This is a genomic window from Mycobacterium sp., assembly GCF_035570115.1.
Lineage (GTDB): Bacteria > Actinomycetota > Actinomycetes > Mycobacteriales > Mycobacteriaceae > Mycobacterium.
This window is the reverse complement of the sequence record NZ_DATMLH010000047.1, coordinates 1-17,861: the sequence shown is the minus strand read 5'-3', so window position 1 is coordinate 17,861 and position 17,861 is coordinate 1. Positions and strand designations below refer to the sequence as shown.

Here is a 17,861-nt window from a genome sequence, read left to right as displayed (position 1 = left end):
CACGCACGAACCACGTTGGGCGCCAGCGTGTTTGCCTGCGCACCTCGGTGATTGTCATACCTAGATGGCTGGCGGTGGCGCCAGCGACCTCGGCGACCGACGGGATCGACATGGGCTTCCCTTCGAAACGCGCACAGTAATTCGATATATGTTAGGTCGGTTTATCGTCGGAGGCAATGGCTAGGAACACGTGGCCGGGAATCTGGTCGCGTCGGCGGTCAGTTGGTCGCCTGCGCGCAACCTGCGGCTGTCGTCCATAGTATTGATGGCACAAGGGATTCGGGTTCATCGGCATCTTGTACAGGACTGCCGTTCTTGAGACGATCGGCCAGCTGCTCGCTACCGGTCATGGCCAGCTCAATACGGGTCTCGGGGGCTCATTGAATGTCGGCTCACCATTGAAAGTTATTTCATCGTAGGTTAGCTTGGCCAATACTGGGCGATCCGGGTGCCCAGACTCGGAAAGTGGGCGGTGTTGACGATTGTTCAGTGCCCGCGCGTGCGGCAGGTCTTGCGTGGCCGCGTCAGCGGGCACGGGAAAGGCTTTGCCGGCCATCGCCGCTCATTGAGCCCTCCGACATCTGGTTTCGAGCGGCCCGGCCTGTCAGCCCGATCGTAGGGAGCAATCGTCATGGCACTGCAGCACGACGTCGGCGGGACTGACTTTGAAGGCGGGACGACGGCGGTGTCCGTCGAGGCAGCCGGCGCTTCGGGATCCTCGGCGATCAGGGTTCAGCAAACCTTCCAGCGGCTGTGTGCGATTAGCGGCGTGGTGTGTCCCCTGTTGTTCTTCGGGGGCCTGCTGTTTTGTGGGTTCTTGCCGCCGTTGCGGCCCGGTGCGTCGGCGATCCAGATTGCTGCGCACTACCAGCAGCATGCGACCGGTATCAGGTTCGGTGCGGCGTTGATTCTTCTCGCGTCGATGTTCTACATCGTCTACTCGGGAGCGATTTACGGTCAGATCCGCCGCATTCCGGGGTCCGGACACACCGCCGCGGGGGTTGCTCTAGCAGGCGGTGCGGTGGCCGCGGTGACATTCATGATGCCGGCGATGCTGTGGGCGGTCACCGCGTTTCGTCCTGAGCGGTCACCGGAGACGACCCAGACGCTCAACGACATGGCGTGGTTCATTGTGGTGATGCCGTGGGCGCCGTTTATGGCCCAGAACTTCGCGTTCGCCTTTGCGATTCTCACCGATTCCCGGCGCAGGCCCCTGTTTCCGCGTTGGCTTGGTTACCTCAACATCTGGGCGACGATTGTCTACACCCCGGCGATCGTGTTGCAGTTCTTCAAAGACGGGCCGTTCGCGTGGAACGGAGTCTTTGTGTTCTGGTTGCCTGCGGTGGTCTTCGGCATCCAGTTCGTCGCAAACACTGTCTGGCTGGTCAAAGCGGTGGAGTACCCGACCTCGCCGGAAAGCGATCACCTCGACCGCGATATCATCTGACAGCGCACGCGGCGCAAGCGAATCGAGACGACGTTCGTGATGCCGCGGAACCTGAACGGCCACCAGCGTTAGGCCACCGATTTCCGAACGTGAGGGCAGGTTGTGGTCTATTGCGGCTGCAGCCGTACCGAGCCCGCGCCACCGTCGACGGTCACTCGATCGCCGGTGCGCAGCCTGCGGCTGCCGTCCACCGTGTTTATGACACAAGGGATTCCGAGTTCACGGGCAACGATGGCGCCGCCCAGCTGCGTGCGCCGCGCCGGCGCTTCGTCGCGGTGTAGCTGAGTCGCCAAGAGTTCACACCACGCAGTGAGGCTGCGGGCCTGCGTCGAGGACATCGATGCGGCGTTCGTGACGGCGGCGCTGTCACAGCGCCATTGCGGTGTCCGAGTCGACTCGGTCGTTATCGCGATACCCCCGCTTCTGGGTGACGAGGTCAACCGACCGATTGGCTACTTCGCGCGCTGGAAGATGCGGTCGAAAGACCTGAGCCGGCAAAGAGAAGGAGTGGCGTACCCCAACTGTTGATCTTCGGCGCATTTTCAGGCATGTTATGTCAGAACTAAAGAGTCGTCACTCCCTTATTTGGGTGAGTGACCGGTTTTTGTTACCGACCAGGAGAGTCCCTTGTACGACGTGATCATCGTGGGTGGTGGCCACAACGGATTGACGTGTGCGGCCTATCTGTCCCAAGCGGGCCGGCGGGTGCTGGTGCTCGAGGCGAATGCCGGGCTCGGTGGCTTCGTTGTAAGCGGGGACGTTCCGGGGGCGCCGGGCTTCCGGATGAACACGTTCGGTTTCGAGTTCCCGTTCGTCCAGCTCAAGCCTTCGATCGTCGACGAGCTCGAGTTGTCGCGGTACGGGTTGCGGTGGACCCTGCCGGACCCGCACAACACCTACCTCAGTCCCCAGGGCACGCAGTTCTCGCTCTACCGTGACCTTAACAAGACCTGTGGGTCGATCGCGCGGCTGTCGAAGAAGGACGCCGAGACCTACCGGGAGCTCATGACCACGCTGATGGCGTGCGCCGACGTCGGGCTCCCGTACCTGGCAGACCATCCCACGCGGCCGAGCGCGCGAACGGTCCTGGAGCTGGCGCGGCGTGCGCGGAAGCAGCGGCGGCACCTGCTCCCCGGTACCAGGCTCCTGCTTCAGACGCCGTTGGAGATCATGGACGACTTCGAGCGCGAAGAGATGAAGGCGTTCATCGCGATGAACGTCGCAACCGGGAGCTTCCGGCCGCTCGACGAGCCCATGAACACGTCGATCCTTGCGTACTTCGCGCTCCTGCACCTGGTCCCACTGCACCGGCCGGTCGGCGGCGCAGGAGCATTCGTCGATGCACTCGCGGCGTGCGTGCGCGCGTCAGGCGGTGAGATCCGCACGTTCGCGCCCGTCGAGCGAATCCTGCACCACGCCGGCAAGGCCCGTGGCGTCGAGCTCCAGGGCGGGGAGGAGATGCTGGCGAAGGAGGTGGTCGCCGCGATCGATCCGACATCTCTGTTCACCCGGCTACTCGAGCCGGACGCGATTCCCCCAAAGGTGCAGGCGCAGGTCGCCAAGATGCAAGTGCTCGCCAGCGGCGTCAGCCACTTCAAAGCGGACTTCGCGGTCAGCCGCCGCCCGACCTTTCCCGGACACGACGTGACCGACGATCAGCTCGCTGGGCTCAGCTTCGCGCCGAGCGTCGACTACGTGGAACGACTGATGGCCGGCATTAAGCGCGGCGAGCTCGCCGACGAACTACCGTTTTACATCGCGATCCCGTCCGTGCTGGATCGCACGCTGGTTCCCGACGGCAGCGACGGCGACAGCATCGCCGTCTGGGTCGGCGCGGTCCCGTACAACCTCGCCGACGGCAGCGACTGGGCCGACGTCAAGCGGGGCTATTTCGACCGGGTCATCGACCACCTCGAGCAGTACTCACCTGGCATCCGCGACACCATCCTCGGCGTGAGCATTCGGGGCCCCCACGACCTCAACAACCCATGGGTGTTCAAGGGCTCATCACGCTCGGTGGACCTCATCCCGAGCCAGATCGGGCCGTGGCGCCCCAGCCCGGCCCTGTCCGGCTACGAGACCCCCGGGATCGAGGGATTGTGGCGCTCTGGTCACGGAACGCATCCGATGTCGGGGACGAACGGCTGGCCCGGGCGCATCACCGCCCGCACGATGCTCAAGCAGACACTTGGCGGCCGCCTCGGCGCGCTGCGACGACACCCTCCGCACGGCAGCGACGGGTGCTCTCGAAACCCGCTCACAAGTCAGTGAATCATCCGAGAGCTTCGTATCTCATATCGCGGCATAGCCGCATGACAATTCAGCACGCGGCCCTATTTAAAGAGTCTGAACATCTCTGTTCGCCATCCCCCGTAGACTTCACGCGGTGAAGCGACGCTCATCGCAGCAGGTGCGTCGACTCGTGCTGGACGCCTCCGCCGCCGCATTTCGGACAAAGGGACTCGCCCGCGTCACCACCGACGAGATCGCCGAGGCGGCCGGGGTCTCAATGTCGGTGATATTCCGCCATTTCCCCAGCAAAGGTCATCTCTTTCGCGAAGCACTGGTGGCGCCTTTTGTCGAATCGATGCAATTGTTTACCGCCGCCTGGAAACGCAGTCTTGCGGCCCCGATCGACGAGGGTCACCTCATGCGTGAGCTGGTCGCCGACCTGTATGACAGCCTGCGAGCTCATGACGCAGCTGTCGCCGGGCTGCTTACCGCAGAAGAACTCCTCGATCCGGCCACGACGGAACAAATCCAACAGTTGTTCAACGACATCTTCGCGCAGCTTCGCGACATGGGTGAACAGGAAGCTGAGCGGCGGGGCTGGTTCAGCGGAAACGAAATGGAACTCAACGCACGCCTCCTGGTGGCTATGGTGACCTCCGTCGTGGCATACCGCCGCTGGTTCCTTCCCGCCGGCCGCAACCGCATCTCGCGCGAACGCATCATCACCCACATCGCCAACCTGATGCTCTACGGGCTACGGCTGTCGCCGTCCAGTGAAGCTCACGGCGCCGTCACTGCGCCCCCTCTGTTGCCCGACGCATAAACAGGCACAAGTACGCACCCCGGCGCGGTTAGACGTCAGAGTTCAGGACGTTTCCGCTTGGCCCAGTTGCAGGGCGCCCGCCCATAGGGTGACAAGCACTTCGACCCGGGCGCGCTCGTCGAAATCAGTCCCGTGAGCCTCCCGCCCGGCTATGTAAAGGCAGCGCTCGGTGCTCCAGATGAGCGCTGCGGCGAGTTCGCGGCTGGGCAGCCCGGGCGGCAGGTGCCCGGTGTCGCGTTCGTCGTCGATCTCGATGGCTACTGCCTCGGCGAAGCGGTTCATCACGCCGGTCCACTGTGCCTCGAGCTCGTCTGAGGACGCCCAGTTCTCCATCACGACCCGCAGCAGGACCCGGTGCTCAGTCCAGATGTCCATGGCGTTTTGGATGCTGATGCGCAGCGACTCGACGACCGTCGTGCCGGGGCGGTGCAGAAACGGGCTGGCGGTGTCGAAGATGTCGTCCATGACCGCCACCAGCAGTCCGGCGATCACGCCGAGCTTCGAGCTGAAGTAATGGTAGAAGCTGGCTCGCGAAATCCCGGCGCGCTCGATGATCTGCGCGACGCTGAGGTCGGCAAACGGCTCCCTTGCCAACAGTTTCTCGGTGGCCTTGAAGATGGCCGTTTCGGTGGCGCTGTTCCCCCTGCGCATTCGTGGACGGTCAAGGAATCGCGCCAAGGCCGGGTCACGGCCCAGTGTCGAGGACGCCACGTTTTTTCTCCACTCGATAGCCGGCCCAACTGCTCGCCAGACTAGCAGCTAGACAGCTATCTAGTCCAGACGACTCCTTGTTGTCGTGTCGGTCAGTAACCCTGTTGAACAGCAGAATATCACCATACAATTGAGTAGACAGATGTATAGACAGAAGGCTAGCTATCTGCGTAGCATCGAGGTATCGCAAGCCCTGACCTAGGAGCCGAAATGACCGCGACCATGGGATCCGCAAACGCAGTGACCACGCCAGATCGGGCAACCCAGCCCCCGATGCCCAAACCGATAGCCGCGGTCAAGATCTGGGCGTTTTTCGGTGCCCTGATCCTCGCGTTTGAGGCCTATGTGCTGATCAAGTGGGTGACCGGGCCGAACTTCCAGAACGTGCCGCCGGGTCCCACGCCGGTGCCGCTGGGGTTCAAGATCGCCGGCACCGCGATCACCGTCGGGGGAGCGATTGCGACGGTGTGGTTCTTCTGGAACTGGGTGGTCAAGCCCTGGCGGCGCTCACGCAGCGTCACCGCCGAGGGACTGATGCTGGTGTGGTTCGCCACCTTCGGTTGGTTCTTTGATCCGTTCGCGAACTGCTTCCACGCGTTCTTCACCTACAACAGCTGGTTTCCGAACATGGGGTCGTGGGTCGCTGACACACCTTTCTGGGGCTCGATCACGGCTGGCAAGCCGGGTGCGATGCAGGCCTATCCGCTCGGCTTTGTCGTCACCGCCTACGTATGGGGTTTGTTCGGGGTGATCGCGTTCTTGGCGTGGTCGATGCGCAGGATGCGCTCGCGCTGGCCGGCCATGAGCACACCGACACTGCTGGTGTGGACCTATGTGCTGGCGACGTTGACCTTCCTGGCGCTGGAGGTCGTCTACATGCGGGCCGGCATCTACGGCTATCACGGCGCGGTGCCAGCACTCACCTTGTGGTATGGCCACTACTACCAGATGCCGGTCTACGAAGCAGTTTTCGCGGGTGCCTGGTGCGTGGGCTACGCCTCGCTCCTGTACTTCCGCAACGACAGGGGCCAGACGCTGGTCGAGCGGGGCGTCGAGAAGATCAAGGTCGGCAAGGCGGGTTCCATTGCGCTGCGGTTTAGCGCAATGGCCGCGATCTGCGCGGCGATTTACATGGTGACCTACAACGTTCCGTACTGGATCACCAACAACGTCAACGCGGCCTGGCCTCAGGATGCGCAGCAAAATTCTTACTGGACGAATGGAATCTGTGGGCCCGGAACTGATCAGGCCTGCCCGTCGCCCGCTCTGCCGATGCCCACCCGGCACTCCGGTCATTTCGACCCGCACGGCAACTTCATCGTCCGTGAAGGCAGCCCGGCACCGGCCGACGCTAACCAAGTCACCCGGTTCGCGACGAAGTAGGCACGCCTGCAAATTCTTACGCGGGCGACGACGCGAAAACTCTAGAAGCTCCCCGCCGTCGCCCGCATAGGAATTGCCGACATCCCTCGAGGTTCAGTGACAACAAATTCGTGAGGAGCATCGCATGGTGCGGTCGGCCGTAGAAACCCGCAGCCGGGTTCGGCGCGTTACGCCACTGAAAGCGGCTGCGGCCCTGGGCATCCTGCTAGCCGGCATCCAGGCCTACTTGCTGGTGAAGTGGGTCGCCGGCCCGAACTTCGCTGAGGTGTCCTACGGGCCGACGGTTCCGCCTACCTGGATGAAAGTCGCCATCCTCACCGTGCAGGTCTTGTCCACGGCGATGGTGGTCGTGCTGGTCTACCGCTTTGTGGTCCTGCCCTTTCGCCGCGAGCGCCGGATTCCATTCGACGGACTGTTGGTGCTTACCGCCTTGTGCGTGTCGATGTACGACCCACTGAGCTCGTACTTCCACGTGTGGTTCGCCTACAACTCCTATTTCGTCAACTGGGGTACACCGATGGTGGGAATGCCAGGCTGGCAGTCCTTCAACGAGCCCGGTGCACAGATCGCCTGGCCGATCTTCTTCATTCCGGCGCTCTACGCAGGAATGTTCCTGGGCATCCCCGTTCTCGGCTGCCTGGTGATGCGGCGGGCCCGTTCGAGGTGGCCTCAGCTGCCCAACATCGGGTTGCTGGCGATTTGCTTCATCACGATTGTGGTGATCGATATCGTCCTCGAGGGCCTCGTTGTCATGCGGCTGGGCATCTACGATCACACCGGTCCGTCGATTCCGTTGCTCGACAGCTACTACTCCCACAATGCGCTCGCCAATATCGTTCTGGTGGCAGTGACGATCACCGCCGTCACGGCTTTGCGCTACTTCCGCAATGACCGCGGCGAGACCCTTGTCGAGCGAGGGTCCGAGCAGTTCGGGAGGAGCGGGGCCAGGCCGAGCACGCTCCGGTTCTTTGCCGTATTCGCGGCGATGCAGATGTGCTTGTTGTTGGGCTATCACGTGCCGATGGCGATCTGGACCACCATCACCCCGAACTCGGCGTGGCATGAGGATATGCAGCAGAACAGCTACCTCAACGACCACATCTGCGGCGTCGGCACCGCGCGGGTTTGCCCTCAGGGATAGGAATCACATCCGGCTCGCTTCACATTTCGCAGCTACCACAACGGACGCCTGCTCTAGCTTCTTACGGCGCCGTTGACCGTCCTGCAGGGCCTCTTTATATTGATATGACTGGGCTCAATAATAGATGGCTGAAGCGAAGGCAGGCGATGCCGACCATAGGTGGAACGGCGTTACTCAACGCCAACCGGGTTGGCGAACGTGACGCGATCGTCACCGCCGAGCGGCGGTGGACATGGCGAGAACTGGAGACCGACATCTCCAATGCCGCGGCGGCGCTGGCCGCGTTCGGGCTGCGGCAACATGACCGAATCGCCATCCTGTCGGCCAACTCGGCGGAATTCATCATCGCCTCCCACGCCGCGTCGCGGCTCGGCGCGATCGTCGTGCCGGTGAACACCAGGTTGGCCGCACCGGAGCTGGTCTACATCCTGGACGATTCCGGCAGCACCGTATTGGCCTTCGGCGCCGGTGAAGCCCACCTGGCCGAGGCCGCAGGTCGCACAGCGGTGCCCATCACATTGCTCTCGCTCGGCGCGTCGACACGCTATCCCGATCTGCTCGCCGGCGGCTACGGCGATGCGGTACATGAAGATCGCGCCGTCGAGCAAGACGACGCGTTCATTCTGTACACCTCCGGGACCACCGGAAAACCCAAGGGTGTGCTGCTTGATCACCACCGTGCAGTGTGGGCGGCGATGGCGCAGATCGTCTCGCTGGGCCTGCGTGACGGCGATCGCTACCTGCACTTGGCGCCGATGTACCACTCGGGTGGAATGACCTTCTTGAATGCGACGACGCTGCTAGGCGGAACCCACATCGTCGTGCCGAAGTTTGATTCGACAACAGTGCTGGAAATGGTCGAGAGATACAGGGCAACATGGCTTTTCGCTGTCCCGACCATGTATCAGCAGATCCTCGGCCGTTATGAGGCCAACCGTTGTGACCTGACATCGTGGCGGGTCGGAATATTCGGTGCCGCGCCGATGCCGGCGGCGGCCATCGAGCGGCTGCTGGCCACGTTTCCGCACGTCGCCTTCTTCCAGCAATGTGGCCAGACCGAAGCCGGACCCACCGGGATCTACTCGACGATGGAGCAGGTGCGGAGTCGACCGCAGTCATCTGGCCACCTCGCACAGCCCTTTATCGAGGCTCGTGTTGTCGACGAGGACGGAAACGACACGCGTCCCGGCCAGGTTGGCGAACTCGTGTTTCGTGGCGAGGCCATCACCAAGGGTTACTGGAACCAACCGCGAGCCACGCAGGAGGTAATCCGCGACGGCTGGTTGCACACAGGTGACTTGATGCAGGTGTGCGACGACGGTGCCATGCGTCTGGTCGACAGACTGAAAGACGTCATCATCACTGGGGGCCGCAATGTCTACTCAGCAGAAGTAGAGCAGGCTATCGCCGACCATCCGGATGTAATCGATGTCGCCGTGGTGGGCCAGCCAGACCCGGAATGGGGCGAAACGATCGTGGCGTTCCTCACCGCGGTCAATGGGTCTGATCTCACGCCTGCCTCGATCCGGCAGTACTGCACCTCTCGCATCGCCGATTACAAGATCCCGCGCGAGTTCATTTTCGCGCCCATCCCGCGCAATGGGGCCGGAAAGGCCCAAAAACACTTGCTGAGAAACACATTGGCTTCGAACCGTGCCAGATAACTTCGCTGACCTGAGCCGAGCGCGAAAGGAGTGCCAATGCCTTCCGTTGCCGCCATCACCGAAATCGGCTCCACTGTCGCGAGGACGTCGGCGGCCATCGTCTATGAGAAGATCGTCCGGCCGCGACCGACGACCCTCGACCGGGTTCCGCCATCGCCGGCCGCGCTGACCGTCGAATGGCTTACCGCCGCATTGTGTTCGAGGACGCCGGGCGCACGGGTCGAACATTTCACGCTCGGCCCGAAAGACGACGGCACATCGGCCCGCCGAACCGTCGAGGTAACCTACAACGCCGCGGGTACCCAAGTCGGACTACCGGTTTATCTGTTCACCAAGTCCTCCCCGACCCTGTTGACGCGGCTGGTCACCACCACAGCCAACCTGCTACCCGCTGAGCACGCCTTCTACCGGACGATCCGCGCCGAAGTCGATATCGAGGCGCCTGCGGGCTACTACGCTGCCTGGGACCCGAAATCCAATCGCTCGCTGTTCATCATGGAGGATGTGACACGGACCCGGGGCGCCAAGACCGACACGATCCTGACGCGCCACTTCAGCAGGGACTGGGCCGAGGACGCCGTCGACCTGCTCGCGACGCTGCACGCAACTTACTGGGACCAGCCGGGCCTAAGGCGCCGGTTCGACTGGCTGATGGACCCGTACTCCTGGCAGCTGCGACTCAACAAGTTGATGATGATGGACCGCAACGCCTTAGTCGGGTTCGACCGCTCGGAGCACGTAATGCCCCGTGAGATCTTCTCGCGCAAAAACGATTTCATCGAAGCCCTGCTCCGCAGCCGGCGCATATCGGCGGACGGGCCGCGTACCATCGCGCACAGCGATGTTCACGCGGGCAACTGGTACGTCACCGGTGACGGGCGGGTCGGTCTATTCGACTGGCAGTGCATGCTGCACGGTCTCGGCGTCCAAGACCTCGCATACGCGCTGATCGGCAACCTGACGATCGAGCACCGACGCGCCTGGGAACGTGAGCTTGTTGAGCTCTACGGCCAGCTTCTTGGCAAACACGGCGCCACGAACGTGCCTGACGCCGAGACACTCTGGCTGCGCTACCGCCAGATGGTTCCCCACGCGATGTTCATGTGGCTCGGCACCATCGGCTCCAATAAATTGCAACCGCAGATGCAGAAGCCCGAAATCAGCCTGGCGAACATCGACCGCTCGGCACAAGCCTGCGCGGACCTCGAGGTGTTCGCAGCACTGGGCATGTGACCGCGGCGGTAGGTGCCGGTTGTTGCGTTAATTGAGTGACTTCCGCCTATTCCTGGAGGCCTGTTTGGCGGGCGGCGCTTCGGTTGGCCGGCTCGGCGCGCCACGGCCGCTGAGATAGACCACCCGCCAAACGATCTCGACGAGCGAATCGAGCTGACGCTCGACCTCGTCGTCGTCGGCGGTACCGACCAGTTGATAAAGCCCGCGTTCGATCATCCAGATCAGCCATTGCGCGGTGCGTGCGGCGTCCAGATGGGCATCGGCAACTCCGGCACGCTGCGCGTCGCCGATATACGTTGTCAGCGCGGACACCACTTGGTCGATCAGGTTCTGCTGCTGTTGTTGCGCCCGCGGGTCATAGGCCGCGGTCTCGGCTATGGCTCCCAGAATTGTTCGGTGTTTGCGGTAGGTATCGATCGGCACACGCAGAGCCTTGCGCAGATCCTCGCGCGTTCCGTCGACGGGCAGTTCCCACCACGACGCGCCGTCGGCGAGCAGGTCGCCGATTACATCCTGCGCCATCGCGACAAGCAGATCGCCCTTGTCGTCAAAGTAGACGTAGAACGTGGAGCGTGAAATACCACCCGCGGTGATAATCGCCTCGACGCTCAGGTCGGCGTACCTCACTCCGTTCTCGACCAGATTTTCGACGACGCTTACGAAATGCCGGCTGAGCATGCTGCGGCGCTGAGGCCTTGACAGTTGCAAAGGTCGGGGGGGCGACGCGTCCACGCGACGAGTATACGCACTGTGCAGATGATCATACAGAATGTCTTTTTATCAAACTATCTGTTTGATACAGTGCACGGCATGTCTGAGCTGTCGAAGGTGTACGTCGTCGGCGCAGGTCCGTCCGGGCTGGCGGCGGCATGGCGGCTACGAGAGGCCGGTCGCGACGTCGTAGTGATGGAATCCCGAGATCGTGTTGGTGGACAACTGCTTTCGATCAATCGCGATGGCTATCTGATGGAAGCGGGGACGACGATCCTGCCGGCGGCCTACGACAGCGTGATGCGGCTGGTCGACGACATCGGCATGACCGATGAGTTGATACCGGCGAACTCGTTGATGGGGTTCATGCGTGGCAACCAGATGCATTACCTGCGGGCGAACCGGCTCGTCATTGACGCGGCGCGCACAAAGCTGCTGTCGCTGCGTTCCAAGTTGAAGGTTGCCAGGCTCGCCGCGGACTCGTTCAAGCTACGCAAACTTCTCAGCTACGAAGACTTGTCCATGGCCGGCGCCTTCGACACCGAGACGCCAGAACAATATTGCCGGCGGCGCGGCCTCGACGGCGAGCTCTACGACTATCTGATAGAGCCCACCGTGCGTGGTGGAGCTGGCGTGCCGGCCAACGTGATCTCGGTGGTGGAGTTCTTCTTCCTCTGGCAGAAGGTGCTTGGCACCAAGCTGTATGCCTTTCGCGACGGGTATTCCTCGTTTCCCAACCGACTGGCCGCGGCCATACCCGACGTGCGCCTCAACACCGAAGTTGTCGAAGTCTTTGAAGACTCCAAGGGCGTGACGATCACCTGCGTCGGGCCTGACGGCAAGCAGTACACGGAACGCGGTGCCGGAGCCATCGTCAGTTCCATGGGCAACAGAGTCCCTGACATCGTGCCGCAGCTGGATACCGAACGCGCGAAGTTTTTACGGGAGCTCAAGTACACCTCGACGATGTCGATCAACCTGGCACTCAATCGGATTCCGGACTGCCCAGCCTCCTTTATCGTCGTGCCCCGGCCAGTGTCTGAGGGGCTGTTCGCGATCATCCTCGAACACAACAAGGCACCGGGACGCGCGCCGGCGGGCAAGGGCCTGGTGTCGCTGTTCATGATGAACCAGTGGGCAGTCGACCATATGGATGCCACCGACGACGAAATCCTGGCTGACGTGCTCCCCGACGCAGAGAAGGCGATACCCGGTTTGGCTGATGCGATCGAGTTCACGCGGGTGAACCGGTGGTACCCGGTGCTCGTCTACAGCCATCCCGGGTTGTACCGCGACCTGGGCCGTTTCCATGCTGCCCGGAATCTGAAGAGCCGTATCCAGCTCGCCGGGTCTTACAACTCGTCGGGCAACGTCAACACCGCCACTACGGCCGGTGAACGGGCCGCACGTGAGCTGTTGCAGGCACTTTCACCCGCCGCCGCATTGACCGCGTAATCACCATGGCCCAATTCAACATTCCGACGCCGCCGTACATGGTGTTCCCGCGGGTCCCACAGACGATCGCGGAGATTGTTCTGTGGATCGGGGTGGTCGCGCTCGTGGTCTTTGCGGTGCACCAGTGGCGGCGAACCGGTTCGCCGCTGGGACTGGTGCTGCTGGCAGGCGGCGGGATCGCGCTATTCAACGAACCGCTCGACGACATCTTGGGTTTGGTGTACCACCCCAGGCCGGGTCAGGACGTGGTCTTCGAGACGATGGGCCCGATCCCGCACTGGGGGCTACCCACCTACATCATTTTCTTCGGGGGCATCGCGTACGTATTGCTGCTCGAACTGCGTAGATTGACCTTCACGCCACGCGCGTTCTGGACGGGCATCGCCATCACCTTTGTCGCTGACCTGATCATCGAGTTGCCGCTGCTGCACTTTCGGCTCTACACATACTTCGGCTACGGGCAGGTGCCGATGAGCATCGGTGGATTTCCGTTGTACTGGCTGTTCATCAACACCACCGGCCCAATCCTTTGTGCGGCCATCTTGTTCGCGGTGCCGGGCTACTTCACGGGCTGGCGGGCTCCGCTGGTGCTGTTTCTGCCACTGGTCACCGATGCCGCCTGCAGCGCCGCCGTGGGTCTGCCCGTCTACAACGCGCTGCACGTGCCGGGCGCCTCGGCGTGGGTGACCTGGGCCGGCGCGCTCGTTTCCTGTGCAATCGGGCTGGCGATCCTCGACGCGACGGCCCGCTGGATCTACGCCCACACTCTGAAGATGCACAAGGCCGCGGAACCGGCAGATCAACTGCAGGCCCAGTCATGAGCTGGGTCCGTGGGCATTTCGATCTGCCGGCGACCCCCGATGGCACGGAGATGCCGCAAACCGCTCAACTCGTGGCAACCGTGGCCATGGCCGTGCTGGTGGCCGGCTTCGCCGTGTACGCGATACGAGAGATCGCCCAAAGGCGTTCGGCCACCCTGGTGCTACTGCTTATCGGCGGGGCGATCTCATACTTCAACGAACCCATCGACGATGTGCTGGGATTGGTCTGGCATCCGGTCGTGGGTCAGTGGACGGCACTGGACACCTTCTCACGTGTTCCGTTGTGGGGCTTGGGTATCTATATCGTTTTCTTCGGTGGGATGCCCTATCTGATCCTGCGGAATCTGCTCCGCGGCATGACCCGTCGGCAGCTGTGGGGCTGGGTGGGTGTGCTAGCGGTGGTCGACGTTGCAGTCGAGTTGCCGATTTTGGCCAGTGGCATCTACAGCTATTACGGCGACGCGCCGTTGCAGGTTGGTGGCTTTCCGGTGTATTGGATCGTCATCAATACGGTGGGACCGCTGGCCCTTGCCGTGTTGCTGCTGGCGGCGGGGGACTCCTTCACCGGCTGGCGTGCGGTGTATCTGCTTTTTCTTCCGATGGTGTGCGATGCGGCGGGCAGTGTCGCGGTTGGATGGCCGATCTTCAGCGCCCTCAATGCCCAAGCTTCCGCGCCCGTGCGATGGCTGGCTGCTGCACTGACCGTTACTATCGGCCTCGCCGCGCTGGACCTGCTGATCGTCTACGCGGCGCGGACGTCGGCGGCGCTGGAGCACACGAAAACCGTTGGCGCCGTCGGCGTATGAATCGCTATTCGAAGCTGGCGTTCAGCGAAACGGGTATTGCGTGGGCAGTGTGGTGTGCGGTGGTATGACGGCCTTGCCGTCAGGCGTGATGTATGCAGAACCCTTGCCGGAGTCGCTGTTATCGTTGCGGCTCAATGGGACACCCGGGCCGGGACACGCGCGATCGGTGCCCTGGCCGCATAATCCGTCGGTGAGGTAAGACCGGTCAACAAGATCGCGCTGCCATTCCTTGGAGTGGGTTCCGATCCAGTAGTTCGGCACGTTATAGGTAAGGAACAGTGCCACGTGCACTCCGGCCAACACCGCTAGCGCCCGCACCACCAGCTGCGTGCGATCGGACATCCGAAGATTTTCAGCGCCGCGTTCGACCAGCGTCTGGCCTCTGTCGTTACGGAAGTATCGCAGGCCGGCAACCGCGGTGAACGTCGCGGAGACCGTGACGATTTCATTGAGCGGGAAGGCGTGGTAGGACCCGCTGAAGATGGCGAAGCCGCGACCGCCCGGGTACTCCCAGATACCGAGCGGCATGAAGATAACGCCCTCGAGGATGATGTCGAAAGCGACCATACCGACGAAACAGACGCCGATCAGTCCGAGAGTGCCGATTTGTGGCCACTTGGCCTTGGCCCGTCGCATGATTGCGCAACCGAGGAACATCGTGATGACGAAAACGTAGACGTACAACCCCGGCATGATCAGGATCGGCTCGACCAGCATCGCGCCCGGTCTCCCGTTGGATAGCCAACCCGGGACACCGTGTACCCAGGAGCCGTAATTGATGGCCCACGAGTTGTAGCTGAACCAATGACCACCGTAGGCCGACAACGGGTCCTGGAACCACAGCGTCGAAAAGGCAATCACCAGCATGCCGTCGAGAGTCAATCGCCGCTGACGCATGATCGGGCGCACCACGAACCAGCCTATGAGGCCGATGCCGACGGGAATCGACACGGCCTGAAAGAAGACCATCGCCACCTTCATGAACGTCGGTGGGTCGGTGGGACCGGTCGGCACCCGCTCGAAGAACGGACCGGCTACCCATTTGATCAACACATAGGCGATGAACGCCAGGATTACCGTGCCCAGGCCAGCCCACCATTTCACTGGAACCAACCGGTGTGGTTCCAGTGCAACCACATTCGGCGGGGAGGCGACGCCGGTCGAGCGTGAACTTTGGGTAGCGGTGGCAGGAGTCGTCGTCATGGGACACCTCTGTATCGTTTAGCGGAAGTCCATCCAGTGGCCGTGCGGGGTCCAGCCCATGTGGAAGGGCAGCTCGATCTTGCAGATAGGCCCGGCGGTGATGTCGTCGGTGTCAAAGATCTGGAACTCGCCGCGACGCTCGCCCCACCACGACACCGGCACGATGATGTAGCCGTCGCCCTCGGCGGCGTCGGTGGTGCGCGGTGCGAAGGACGCTTCGAGCACCGCGGCCAGTTCGCCGTCGCCCCGGATCTGGTAGACCTGTTCGGTCACCTTGTCCACGTCGTTGCGGATGAGGCTGTCCATCCTCATCCCGCGTTTCTTGGGCTGGCCCCCCACCTGGAAGCCGTAGCGGTGACCTCTTCCGTAGAAGCGCTGGTCAACCTTGCAGACTTCGGACGGCAGCTCTGAGAGCTGCTCTGCCTTGGTGTCACCGGTGGTGAGGTTGACGGTCCACCGCCCCAGGTAGCTGGCGGCGTTGCTGAAGAACAGCGCGGCTTGGTCGCCCTCCTTGAAGTCCTGCTCCATCGGGAACGGTGGCTTGTTGAAGATCGGCGCGTCCAGGATGAGCTGGTCGCCCTTGACGTTGGCCGTCATCGTGTGCATGACATACTGGGCAGGCAGATCGGTTTGGATCCAACGGATCTCGCCCTGCAGGTTGTGCCGCGGGATCAGCGCGAGGGTGATCGGCAGTTCGGGTTCCCAGCCGAAGACAGCGAGCCCCTTGCTATTACGCTGCAGGTCGATAATGAACGGCTGGAACGGCATGACAACCCATTCCGGTGTAAGCCAAATATCATGTGCCACAGTGTTGTACGGGGCATCCCACAGGTCACGGGACTCCACCGTGCCATCCGGATGCACGTACTTCATCGACACATACGGCGCGGTGTCGCTGTATGACCAACCGTAGAGGACGCCGGTGTCCTCATCCCACTTCGGGTGTGCGCAGAACGTCCCGTCGCCGAAGCACACCAGATCATGCGGTCCCTTGGACAAGGCCGGCGCCCAGGGCACGATGCCCTTGGTCTCCAAGGTGATCGGGTCGATGATCTGTGGGGCACCGCCCAATTCGCCGGACACCACGAGGTCGCCGGCGAACGGGAAGATGTTGATGCTGCTGGTGCCCTGCGGCGTGTACGAGTTCTGCGGGGTGCGCACCACGTCGCCGTAGCCGTAGTCCCGGTAGTCGCCGAATCCACCGTCGGCGTAGTCGAACATGCCGCGGCCGTATTTCTCTTCCAGCACATACTTCGGAGTGCGCACCCAGCGGTTGCGGAAATCGGCGCGGCCGTTGTCGAAGACCAGGCCCTGGACCATGCCGTCCATTGCCAGCAGCGGTGTCGTGCCCTGTTTGGTCGGCCGCTTCCAGCACGGTCCGGTGCGGTAGATGCCACCCGCGAGGTCTTTGGGGATCTCGCCGTGGCTGACGATGCACTCCTCGACGGTGGCTTCGAACCGCATCGGTTGGAACGGTCCCTTAGTGGTCACCGTGTCGGGTATGGAGTAGCTCATGTTCTGCTCTCTGGTCCGTGTTTCTTAGCGGCGGCGCGCGCACGCACCGACGCCGCTACCAGCGATGCTAGCGCCGAAACCACGTTCTGTAAACGATCACTTACATAACATGCAGGCAGGAGTTCGATCGGAAATGTTGCGAGCCCCCGTAGAATTGGTAAAGGTCGCGCTGGCGGACACGCCGCTGCTATGTTAGGCGGCGAGGTGCCGAAGCATCGGTGGTAGCTATCGTGTAAGCGATCGTTATCTATTCGTGAGATCGCGCAGTCATTGGAGCAGCTCTCGAACATGGAACATCCCGACCTTGCCAACGGTCCTGGTGCAACGGTAATGCTGCCCGGCCGGCCCAACCTTACTGATCCAAACGCAAGAAGCCGCGACAGTTCGTATCGTTGACAAAATTAATTAATTCGTTTTTGGGACAGTGTGTGCCATATCTGGTGAAGGGTCCGTGATGCTGAACTCGACGACAAAGGTTCTGCGAACTTGGCGGTGGTCCTGAGATGCCATTGCAGACCCATCCAGCAGACACCGACCTGATCGGTGTCGAACCCGGCGCGGGCCCGTGGGAGCCCTCCACAGTGCACACGCACTACTTCGGTTTCCAAGTTCCCGAGGCCGCTATCGGTGGGTTTCTCTACATCCGCTATCAACCCTTCTTCCCGCTCTCGCAGGGCAGTGTGATCATCTTCGAGGGGCTGGACAACCCCACGCAT

Annotated in this window: 14 protein-coding genes and 2 pseudogenes; 11 read left to right on the top strand and 5 right to left on the bottom strand. The window is 62.3% G+C overall.

Annotated features, from left to right (window positions below; genetic code table 11):
• Window positions 1-631: 631 nt before the first annotated feature.
• Window positions 632-1,447 (top strand): hypothetical protein, encoded by an 816-nt coding sequence (locus tag VNW74_RS03220; protein WP_325675167.1) that lies wholly within the window; start codon window positions 632-634, stop codon window positions 1,445-1,447.
• Between the two features lie 107 nt (window positions 1,448-1,554).
• Here the strand turns inward: VNW74_RS03220 and VNW74_RS03215 are convergent.
• A pseudogene (locus tag VNW74_RS03215) lies at window positions 1,555-1,683 on the bottom strand (PEP-utilizing enzyme); the annotation flags it as partial.
• Window positions 1,684-2,083: 400 nt separating this feature from the next.
• On the opposite strand from VNW74_RS03215, the gene VNW74_RS03210 reads away from it, so the two are divergent.
• Together VNW74_RS03210 and VNW74_RS03205 are read left to right on the top strand one after the other, a co-directional pair.
• Window positions 2,084-3,718 carry an NAD(P)/FAD-dependent oxidoreductase gene (locus tag VNW74_RS03210; protein ID WP_325675168.1) on the top strand — a complete coding sequence of 545 codons (1,635 nt, stop codon included), beginning with the start codon at window positions 2,084-2,086 and terminating at the stop codon, window positions 3,716-3,718.
• A 115-nt stretch (window positions 3,719-3,833) separates the two neighbouring features.
• The gene (locus VNW74_RS03205; RefSeq protein ID WP_325675166.1) at window positions 3,834-4,502 is read left to right on the top strand and encodes a TetR/AcrR family transcriptional regulator; all 669 of its coding nucleotides are present in this window, start codon (window positions 3,834-3,836) and stop codon (window positions 4,500-4,502) included.
• Window positions 4,503-4,544: 42 nt separating this feature from the next.
• Here VNW74_RS03205 and VNW74_RS03200 read toward each other — a convergent pair whose 3' ends face one another.
• Window positions 4,545-5,213: a TetR/AcrR family transcriptional regulator gene (locus VNW74_RS03200; protein WP_325675165.1), complete on the bottom strand. Its 669-nt coding sequence runs from the start codon at window positions 5,211-5,213 to the stop codon at window positions 4,545-4,547.
• A gap of 210 nt (window positions 5,214-5,423) precedes the next feature.
• On the opposite strand from VNW74_RS03200, the gene VNW74_RS03195 reads away from it, so the two are divergent.
• The 4 genes from VNW74_RS03195 (at window position 5,424) to VNW74_RS03180 (ending at window position 10,634) form a co-directional block, all read left to right on the top strand.
• Window positions 5,424-6,596, top strand: a complete 1,173-nt coding sequence (locus VNW74_RS03195; protein WP_325675164.1) for a spirocyclase AveC family protein — start codon at window positions 5,424-5,426, stop codon at window positions 6,594-6,596.
• Window positions 6,597-6,720: 124 nt separating this feature from the next.
• A complete protein-coding gene (locus VNW74_RS03190; protein WP_325675163.1) occupies window positions 6,721-7,737 on the top strand; it encodes a spirocyclase AveC family protein in 1,017 nt (338 codons plus the stop codon).
• Window positions 7,738-7,883: 146 nt separating this feature from the next.
• Window positions 7,884-9,401 (top strand): class I adenylate-forming enzyme family protein, encoded by a 1,518-nt coding sequence (locus tag VNW74_RS03185; protein WP_325675162.1) that lies wholly within the window; start codon window positions 7,884-7,886, stop codon window positions 9,399-9,401.
• Window positions 9,402-9,437: 36 nt separating this feature from the next.
• The gene (locus VNW74_RS03180) at window positions 9,438-10,634 is read left to right on the top strand and encodes an aminoglycoside phosphotransferase family protein (RefSeq protein WP_325675161.1); all 1,197 of its coding nucleotides are present in this window, start codon (window positions 9,438-9,440) and stop codon (window positions 10,632-10,634) included.
• A gap of 27 nt (window positions 10,635-10,661) precedes the next feature.
• Here the strand turns inward: VNW74_RS03180 and VNW74_RS03175 are convergent, their stop codons facing one another.
• Window positions 10,662-11,366 carry a TetR/AcrR family transcriptional regulator gene (locus VNW74_RS03175; protein WP_325675160.1) on the bottom strand — a complete coding sequence of 235 codons (705 nt, stop codon included), beginning with the start codon at window positions 11,364-11,366 and terminating at the stop codon, window positions 10,662-10,664.
• Between the two features lie 78 nt (window positions 11,367-11,444).
• Between VNW74_RS03175 and VNW74_RS03170 the strand changes: the two genes are divergently transcribed.
• Genes VNW74_RS03170 through VNW74_RS03160 form a run of 3 tightly spaced genes read left to right on the top strand, consistent with a single transcriptional unit; the run spans window position 11,445 to window position 14,427 of the window.
• Window positions 11,445-12,800: an NAD(P)/FAD-dependent oxidoreductase gene (locus VNW74_RS03170; protein ID WP_325675159.1), complete on the top strand. Its 1,356-nt coding sequence runs from the start codon at window positions 11,445-11,447 to the stop codon at window positions 12,798-12,800.
• A 5-nt stretch (window positions 12,801-12,805) separates the two neighbouring features.
• Entirely contained in the window at window positions 12,806-13,621 is an 816-nt protein-coding gene (locus tag VNW74_RS03165) for a hypothetical protein (RefSeq protein ID WP_325675158.1), read from the top strand.
• Window positions 13,618-14,427, top strand: coding sequence for a hypothetical protein (locus tag VNW74_RS03160; protein WP_325675157.1), 810 nt, complete (start codon window positions 13,618-13,620; stop codon window positions 14,425-14,427). Before VNW74_RS03165 ends, VNW74_RS03160 begins: the two co-directional genes overlap by 4 nt.
• A 21-nt stretch (window positions 14,428-14,448) precedes the next feature.
• On the opposite strand, the gene VNW74_RS03155 is transcribed toward VNW74_RS03160, so the two are convergent.
• A complete protein-coding gene (locus VNW74_RS03155; protein ID WP_325675156.1) occupies window positions 14,449-15,630 on the bottom strand; it encodes a spirocyclase AveC family protein in 1,182 nt (393 codons plus the stop codon).
• An 18-nt stretch (window positions 15,631-15,648) separates the two neighbouring features.
• Window positions 15,649-17,145: a carotenoid oxygenase family protein gene (locus VNW74_RS03150; protein ID WP_325675155.1), complete on the bottom strand. Its 1,497-nt coding sequence runs from the start codon at window positions 17,143-17,145 to the stop codon at window positions 15,649-15,651.
• A gap of 503 nt (window positions 17,146-17,648) precedes the next feature.
• Between VNW74_RS03150 and VNW74_RS03145 the strand changes: the two are divergent.
• Window positions 17,649-17,861: pseudogene (locus VNW74_RS03145) on the top strand (tyrosine protein kinase); the annotation flags it as partial.